The organism is Spirochaetota bacterium (assembly GCA_038043445.1).
In the GTDB taxonomy this organism is placed as follows: Bacteria; Spirochaetota; Brachyspiria; order Brachyspirales; family JACRPF01; genus JBBTBY01.
This window is the reverse complement of the sequence record JBBTBY010000155.1, coordinates 1-8264: the sequence shown is the minus strand read 5'-3', so window position 1 is coordinate 8264 and position 8264 is coordinate 1. Positions and strand designations below refer to the sequence as shown.

At 55.5% G+C, this 8264-nt stretch carries 8 protein-coding genes and 2 tRNA genes; 7 read left to right on the top strand and 3 right to left on the bottom strand.

Annotated elements, in window-relative coordinates:
* Nucleotides 1–57: 57 nt before the first annotated feature.
* From AABZ39_19630 to AABZ39_19620, 3 genes are all read right to left on the bottom strand, one after another.
* A tRNA-Arg gene (locus tag AABZ39_19630) sits at nt 58–131 on the bottom strand.
* Between the two features lie 13 nt (nt 132–144).
* A tRNA-Pro gene (locus AABZ39_19625) sits at nt 145–218 on the bottom strand.
* Between the two features lie 190 nt (nt 219–408).
* The gene (locus AABZ39_19620) at nt 409–1710 is read right to left on the bottom strand and encodes a hypothetical protein (protein ID MEK6796993.1); all 1302 of its coding nucleotides are present in this window, start codon (nt 1708–1710) and stop codon (nt 409–411) included.
* Nucleotides 1711–2124: 414 nt separating this feature from the next.
* Between AABZ39_19620 and pyk the strand changes: the two genes are divergently transcribed.
* The 7 genes from pyk to AABZ39_19585 all read left to right on the top strand — a co-directional run.
* Nucleotides 2125–3630, top strand: coding sequence for a pyruvate kinase (gene pyk / locus AABZ39_19615; GenBank protein MEK6796992.1), 1506 nt, complete (start codon nt 2125–2127; stop codon nt 3628–3630).
* Between the two features lie 206 nt (nt 3631–3836).
* The gene (atpB, locus tag AABZ39_19610) at nt 3837–4754 is read left to right on the top strand and encodes a F0F1 ATP synthase subunit A (protein ID MEK6796991.1); all 918 of its coding nucleotides are present in this window, start codon (nt 3837–3839) and stop codon (nt 4752–4754) included.
* A gap of 16 nt (nt 4755–4770) precedes the next feature.
* Nucleotides 4771–5019, top strand: a complete 249-nt coding sequence (gene atpE / locus AABZ39_19605; GenBank protein ID MEK6796990.1) for an ATP synthase F0 subunit C — start codon at nt 4771–4773, stop codon at nt 5017–5019.
* A 15-nt stretch (nt 5020–5034) separates the two neighbouring features.
* Nucleotides 5035–5523, top strand: coding sequence for a F0F1 ATP synthase subunit B (gene atpF / locus AABZ39_19600; protein ID MEK6796989.1), 489 nt, complete (start codon nt 5035–5037; stop codon nt 5521–5523).
* Between the two features lie 7 nt (nt 5524–5530).
* Nucleotides 5531–6094: an ATP synthase F1 subunit delta gene (gene atpH, locus AABZ39_19595; protein MEK6796988.1), complete on the top strand. Its 564-nt coding sequence runs from the start codon at nt 5531–5533 to the stop codon at nt 6092–6094.
* Nucleotides 6084–7583: a F0F1 ATP synthase subunit alpha gene (atpA, locus tag AABZ39_19590; GenBank protein MEK6796987.1), complete on the top strand. Its 1500-nt coding sequence runs from the start codon at nt 6084–6086 to the stop codon at nt 7581–7583. The genes atpH and atpA overlap by 11 nt, the downstream gene beginning before the upstream one ends.
* Before the next feature lie 3 nt (nt 7584–7586).
* On the top strand, nt 7587–8264 hold a 678-nt coding region (locus AABZ39_19585; GenBank protein ID MEK6796986.1), incomplete at its 3' end, for a FoF1 ATP synthase subunit gamma.

Below are 8264 nucleotides of genomic sequence, written 5' to 3'. Positions count from 1 at the left end.
CCAGAACCACAATCTGGCGCTCTACCAATTGAACTACATTCGCCATTATAAAGATCGCGCGCCTGGCAAGAGTCGAACTTGCTACCCTCTGCTTAGAAGGCAGATGCTCTATCCAAATGAGCTACAGGCGCCCACGTGAACGATTCGGGATGGCGGGATTTGAACCCGCAACCCCCTGCTCCCAAAGCAGGTACGCTAGCCAATTGCGCTACGTCCCGTTGTTGCGAGCATGCATACTATAGCATCACAATTGTTTTGTCAACCGCTGGCCGTACTGTGCGGATGAATTTCGGACAATTTTTGGGATAGTATTCCGAATTATTATGGTGTTTTACTTTCCAGCAGCCGTTTTTTATTTCGTTGCGTCGTTGCGATATTTTTTCAGGCTGACGGCATAAGCCGCCAGCCTCACTTCGTGACGTTCCCTTCCTGTATACGGTAGCCGCCGCCGATGGAGTGCAGTTCTACAGGGCCGAATTCATCGCCCCTGCCTGTCCATATCCGCCTGAAGCGGTATACGCATACCGTACATCCTTCCTTGCCTTTTGTCGCTACCTCGGCACCGATGAACCGATATACTTTCCCGATTATCTTACCGTCCGGATCTATCTCGGCACGAGCCTCCTCTATCCATGAAGGGGCAGTGATCACTATACGAAGGACAGCGTCTTCCGGGTACTTGGCGAGGTGTATGTTCTTCATCGTATCCCTCAGCTCCGCTCCGTCGCTCCCTGAATATACATCCTTGGGCATTCTGGCATCCGCAATGCGCTGAGACACTTTCTCAAGCGCTTCTTTCGCCTCGGCGAGTATACGCGTCTTCTCTGACGTTACCTTTTCATCGCCGGGATAGAGCCTGTCAAGCACGCCGAATATTTCATTTATTTCGTCATAGAACTGTCCTGCCAACCGCGGTTCTCCCGCCGACTTCAACGCGCTTAATGAATGACCTGCCGAAAAGATGAGAGAATCCCGTCCGCTCAAGCGCTTTCTCTCAATATCTTCGATGATGCCGGGCAGGAATCCGATCTTGCTGAAGAACCGGCATTCTTTCGCGTCAGCGTTCCTGCGGTCAAGCTCCTGCAGGCCCTTGCGGTCGCCGAACAGCGGCAGTATCTCCTTTGCCCGCTGCACGGCCTTCATACCGTCAGCCAGCATCGCAAGGAATTCTTTTTCATTTTCCGTTTTGTTGACCTTTCTCAGGAATGTATCGATCGCGATAACCTCTTCTTTGTGAAAAAGGAAGAGCGTTTCTGTCTTCTTGAAAAGCTCGTCGACCGAACCCTGCTCTCCGGCTGACTTTGCGTCGTGTTCCGCCTTTTTTGCATCGAGCTTTGCCTGCTCAGAGCGCTCGGCCTCGGCAGCCTCGGCGGACTTCGCAGTACGCGCCGCTTCAGCTGCAGCGCTCGCATCCTTTTTCGCAAGCCGCTTTGCAAGTTCCTTGCGGCATTCCTCCACAGCGCCACGCTGCCGCGCGATATCGCTGTCGGACTCCGTGACCCCCGCTTTTGCGGCAAGGTCCTTCAGTTCCTTCTCAAAACCGTCCAGCTCATCGCTTTTTCCTTCAAGCTTATTCGACATGACAGCCATTTTGCATGTACTGATCTTTTTCCCGATATCGGTCAGTTCCTTCTTGAACGGGGCGGGAATACCCATGACGAGCGCCGAAAGAACGGCCGCAAGAAGAATGGAATGTATCGGTGATCGCATATAACCTCCACGGTGCATTCCCCTGGAAGGAACGCTGCAGGGGAAGTATACATTTCCCAAGCGGTTGGGTCAAGCAAACGAACGGCCCCAAATCCTCACATAAGGATAAAGAGAAACCACGGAGATCACGGAGAAAAGGCAGAGAGAGCACGGAAGAGGAATTGAGCATTTTCACCCGAAAGGTGAAGCCTTGCCGTGCACACCCTCCATACCTTTCCATTAATTCTTTTGCATTCTCTGTGCTCTCGGTGGTTTTCTTTTCTTACGTGACAATTCGGGACGACAGCAGTATGTATTCATTCCTGATGTAACGACCTTGGATTGACAGTATGGGGCAGCGGGAATATACTCTCGAACATGACAGCGAAGAATATCCGATTTCCAGTTCTATCCAGATCAAAACAAGGGAATACCATGCCTCCAAAAAAACATCCCGCATCGTCCCGCTCCGTTTTCGCGCTTGATCTTCATCACGAGACGCTGAAGCTCCGCCGTACGAAAATAGTCGCGACCGTGGGGCCGGCGACAAGCTCCCCATTGATGCTTGCGAAGCTCATACGCGCAGGTGTGGACGTCATACGCATCAATTTCTCGCACGGCAAGGGCGAGGACCATGTAAAGCTCGCGCGGCTCATACGCGCGACGGCGAAGAAGGCCGGTCGTGAGGTGGCGATACTCGGCGATCTCTGCGGGCCCAAGGTGCGGGTGGGGATGTTTGAGGGCGATGCGGTCACGCTTAAGGACGGCGCTGTCGTCACCATTACGACAAAGGATGTTCTCGGCACGGCGACGCTCATCCCTTCGCAGTACCGCGGCATCGTGAAAGAGGCGAAGATAGGCGCACGAATTCTTCTCGATGACGGCAACCTCGAGTTTCGCGTTACGAAGAAGATGAAAGATACCCTTCAGGCGAGGGTGATACGCGGCGGCGTGCTTAAGAATAAAAAAGGGATGAATCTGCCCGACACGGCGATGGGCATACCGGCGCTGACGGAGAAGGACCGAGCCGACGTCCTCTACTGCATCGAAGGCGGTTTCGATTATTGCGCCCTTTCCTTCGTGCGTCACCCGAAGGATGTCCGCGATCTGAAGGATTGGCTCAGGAAGAACAAGGCATCGATACCGATCATCTCGAAGATAGAGAAGCCCGAAGCGCTCCATGACATCTGCGGCATACTCGATGAATCCGACGGCATCATGGTCGCCCGCGGTGATCTCGGCGTGGAGCTTCCCGCGGTAAAGGTGCCGCATATACAGGATAAGCTCATCCGGCTCGCGCATCGCTGGAACAAACCCGTCATCGTCGCAACGCAGATGCTCGAAAGCATGATAGAGCACAGCCGCCCCACGCGTGCGGAGGTGACCGACGTGGCCGCAGCATGCCGCGCCGGAGCCGATGCGGTCATGATGAGCGCGGAGACGGCGAGCGGAAAATATCCCCTCGAAGCGTTCGCCGCGATGAACGACATCATTTATGAGACCGAGGCGTTCCGCTTTTACGCCACCGGCGGGGATTTCTCCCCCGAAGAGGATGACGGCTGCGCCCCGGAGAATGCCGCGATCGACTTAAGCGATGTCCTCGGCGATGCGGTTGCGCTCCTTTCACGGCGGCTTATGGTACGTGCGGTATTCGCCCTCACCAATTCCGGGCGGACCGCGCAGATGATAGCATCCGACCGTCCCGAGGCGCCGGTCATCGCGCTCGTGCATGACCGGACCGTGCTGCGGAGATTGAACCTCGTGTGGGGCGTGTACCCTCGCCTGGTGAAAGAACTTACCATGGATGATTACGTTGCCATCGCAGGTGATATCGTCGTCAGGGAGAAGCTCGGACGACGCGGCGATTATATCCTGCTCCTCGCCGGTTTTTCGAATATCGGTACAGGGACGAACGCCGTGCACGTACATCGGGTGCCGTAGGCCGGCTTTCTACTTGCTTTTTGATTTCAAATGCCATATAGTGACGCCAATCGAACGATATAAGGGCGTCTTTGTAACCGATGTTGCGCGACTCCAATGTCGACGATAGATGCCGTTCCCGTGCGCATTCTCGCGCCCTTGGGGCGGTATCGAGGAATAAAACTCGCCCAATGGGCGAGTTTTAGAGATGCCCATAAGGCCGGTTTATGTCGGATGCTGCGACGAATGTGCACGATGTGCTTACGAATGGGCACGCAACAAATGCCATTGCACAGGTCGCGGGGCATGCAGTACACGGGGAGCCGTCGATAGCCGATGTTATTTTCGAAGAGCTCACCGATAATACCGATCACCCCTTCTTCCATATCGGCGGTTTCCATATAAACGGGTTTTCGCTCAATTTCGATCTTACCAAACATGTCATCATGATGCTCATCGCGGCCGTGCTTGTCGTCATCACCATGCTCTATCTCGCGCATAAAATGCGTGATCCGTTAAAACGTCCCACGCGCCTGCAGGGGATGCTGGAAGTCGTCGTCGATTATATGCGCACGGAAGTGCTCGGGCCCACGGTGGGGAAAAGCAAGCCCGCGTACCTTGTCTATTGTCTGTCGGTATTCTTTTTTGTGCTCTACAACAATCTCATCGGGCTCATCCCGGCGACGCTGAAATTCAATTCCATGGACGGCCATCACATACTGCTCGGCGGTACGGCAACGAGCAATCTCGCGGTCACCGGTGCGCTCGCGCTCATATCGTTCTTCATGTACAACATCGCCGGCATGATAAAGAAAGGCTTTTTCGGTTATTGGGGCGGTCTTGTTCCGCACGGTTCTCCGATATGGCTCGCGCCGATACTGTGGGTGCTGGAACTGCTCGGTCTTTTCACGCGCGGGTTCGCGCTCGCCATGCGGTTGTTCGGGAACATGATCGGCGGGCATATCGCCATCATCGTGATATTGTTCCTCATCGTCATGTTCAAGAACTGGTTCATCGCCCCGGCATTCGTGCTCATTGCGGTGGTGGTGTTCCTCATCGAGGTGCTTGTCGTTTTCATTCAGGCGTATATTTTCTCGTTCCTGACGGCGATATTCATATCGCTTGCCGAGAGCGAGGAACATTAAATATAAGGAGTATCACATGGGAGATCTCACAGCGATCGCAAAAATGGGAGCGTATCTGGGCGCAACGCTCGGGGCCGGGCTCGTCGTCATCGGTGTCGGCATCGGCATCGGACAGATCGGCGCGAAAGCGGTCGAAGGCATCGCACGGCAGCCGGAAGCGGGCGGACAGATAATCGGGAACATGATGCTTTCCGCGGCGCTCATCGAAGGGATAGGCCTTATCGCGCTTATCGTCGTCTGCGCGCTCGCACTCTTCACGAAATAGAAAGCGGGGTTCTCTATGGAACTGTTACGGGTAGACCCGGGACTCATGCTCTGGACGTGGATAACGTTCGGGATAGTCCTTTTCATTCTTGTGAAATTCGCATGGAAGCCGATCATCGGCGGACTTGACGCGCGTGCGAACAAGATACGCGATGATCTCGCTCTCGCAGAAAAAGCGAAGAACGATGCACTCACGGCGCTCAATGACTATAAGAAAAAGCTCGATGAAGGGCGCTCCGAAGCGCGTACGATCATCGAGCATGCGCGGACGGAGGCGAACCATCTCCGCGAACAGATGCTTTCCGAGGCGACAGCCCAGCTCGAGGACCATCGCAAGAAGGCGTTGGTCGAGATAGACAAGGCGAAGGAAGAGTCGGTGCTCGCCGTGCGCGAGGAGATCGTCACCGTATCGACGATGATAGCCGGGAAGATACTCGAGAAGGAAGTGTCGCGCGAGGTGAACCGCACGCTCGTCGATGATTTTGTGAAAAAGATGAAGAATTGAGCGGGATATGAGCAGTATTGTCGCGAACAACTATGCAAGCGCGCTCTTCGATCTTGCGCGCGAGCACGATGCCGTTGAACAGGTCAGGGATGATCTTGTCATCGTTGATGCCGCGCTCTGCGAGCCCTCGGTGCGCACGTTCTTTCAGGCGCGGACCGTCGATGTCGCCGAGAAGAAAAAGCTCATCACGAATATTTTCGAAGGGAACGTTCACCGCTATCTGTATATCACGCTCATGCTCCTCGCCGATGCGGAGCGGCTTTCCATTATCGACGATGTGCGCGCGGCCTACCTTTCGCACTATCATCGGTATAAAGGCATCAATGAGGCGCATGTCATCTCAGCGTTCGAGCTTGCAGAGCGCGAGCGTGCGGAGATAGTTTCATCGCTCGAGAAGAAATTCAACTGCGGCATTACGGCGACGTTCGATGTGCGGCCGGCGCTCATCGGCGGTGTGCTTGTGGAGATCGACGGGCGTCAGCTCGACTTCAGCGTGCTCGGGCAGCTCGCCGCGCTCAGGGATACCATGATGAAGAAATCCATTGAACCAAGGAATTATTATGAAAATTAGCACCGGGGACATCGCATCCGTCATCAAGAAGGAGATCGAGAATTACGCCGCCGATCTCAACGTAAGCGAAGTGGGTTCCGTCATCGAGGTTGGCGACGGTATTGCGCGCATCTACGGACTTCGCAACGTCATGGCAAATGAAATGATAGAATTCGAGGACGGGACGCTCGGCATCGCGTTCAATCTGGAAGAGGAAAGCGTCGGTGCGATCATTCTCGGCGATTATCTCCATATTCGAGAGGGGTTCCGTGTCAAGCGATTGAAACGCGTGCTCGAGGTCCCCGTGGGCCCCGCACTTATCGGGCGGATCGTCGATCCCCTCGGTCGTCCGCTCGACAATAAGGGCGAGATAAAGACGTCGCGCACACGGCCTCTCGAGTTCAAAGCCCCCGGAATAGCGAAACGTCAGCCGGTGCGTGTGCCGCTTCAGACGGGCATCAAAGCCATCGATGCGATGACGCCCATCGGTCGCGGACAGCGCGAGCTTATCATCGGCGACCGCGGTACGGGGAAGACCGCCATCGCGCTTGACGCCATCATCAATCAGAAAGGCACCGGCGTGATCTGCGTGTACGTGGCCATAGGGCAGAAGGCATCGACGGTCGCGCAGGTCATGAATACGCTCGAAAAGCACGGCGCTATGGCGCACACGATAATCGTCATGGCGACAGCGTCCGATCCGGCGCCGCTCCTGTATATCGCACCGTATGCGGGTACCGCCATGGCCGAATATTTCATGTACGATGAGAATAAGGACACGCTGTGCGTGTATGACGACCTTACGAAACAGGCGAACGCCTATCGGCAGCTTTCACTGCTCCTTCGCCGTCCGCCGGGACGCGAGGCGTTCCCCGGCGACGTGTTCTATCTGCATTCGCGTCTCCTTGAGCGTGCGGCGAAACTCTCCGACGCCATGGGCGGCGGGTCGCTCACATCGCTTCCCATTATTGAAACGCAGGAAGGCGAGGTGTCCGCGTACATCCCGACGAATGTCATTTCCATAACCGACGGGCAGATCTATCTTGTGCCGGACCTCTTCTTCGCCGGTGTACGCCCCGCCGTCGACGTGGGTATTTCAGTATCGCGCGTGGGCGGCAATGCGCAGATAAAAGCGATGAAAGCGGTCGCCGGATCGCTTCGTCTCGATCTTGCGGCGTACCGTGAGCTTGAGGCGTTCGCACAGCTCGGCACCGAGCTTGATAAGGCCACGCAGCAGCAGCTCGACCGCGGACGGCGTATGGTGGAATTGCTCAAACAGAAGCAGTATCAGCCGATGCCCGAAGAGGAGCAGGTGGTATCGATCTTCGCCGGGGTGAACGGATCTCTCGACGATGTGCCGATCGATCGCGTGCGTGATTTTGAGAAGCGGCTCCTCGAATTCCTCAAGAGTACGCAGCCGGAAGTGCTCAAGGATATCAAGTCGCTCAGGAAGATCGCCGATCCGGACAAGCTGAAAGAGATCATCACTAAATTCAAGGGAACATTCTAGCCGATGGCGAAGACACGCGAGATACGGACACGGATAAAAAGCGTTCGCAATACGCATAAGATCACGAAGACCATGGATATGGTCGCGCGGTCGAAGTCCGCACGTCTGCTCCTGCGTGTCAACCGCACCGTACCGTATTTTCAGAAGCTCTGCCGCCTTATCCATGACCTCGCGGAGAGCGGCGGGGCGATGCTGCACGGGCTTTTCGCCGAGCGCAAAGAGATAAAGAAGGTGATGGTGTTCGCTGTTACATCCAATCGCGGGCTCTGCGGCGCGTATAATGCGCGTGTGGTCGATGCGACGAAGAAGCGTATGGCCGAGCTCAGGGCGGAGGGGAAAGAACCGATACTCTACGTGCTCGGCAAGCGCGGCAATACCGCGTTCCGCTTTATCGGCATGGTGCCCGCGATGGCGTTCCTCACCGTGGACGAAAAGGTCACCTTTGATGATTCGGAGCGGATATCGCGTGCTCTCATGAACGCCTATCTCGATCATGATGTGGATATGGTGGAGATAATCTATACCCATTTCGAGGGGCGTTCGCGGCAGATGGTGAGACGTGATATACTCCTTCCGGTGCAGAAGGACAGCCTCGATACCGGCGAGCATGATCACGGCAAGAAGCCCGATTACATAATAGAGCCGTCGGTGGAGAAAGTGCTCGAGAGCGTTGTAGCGCTC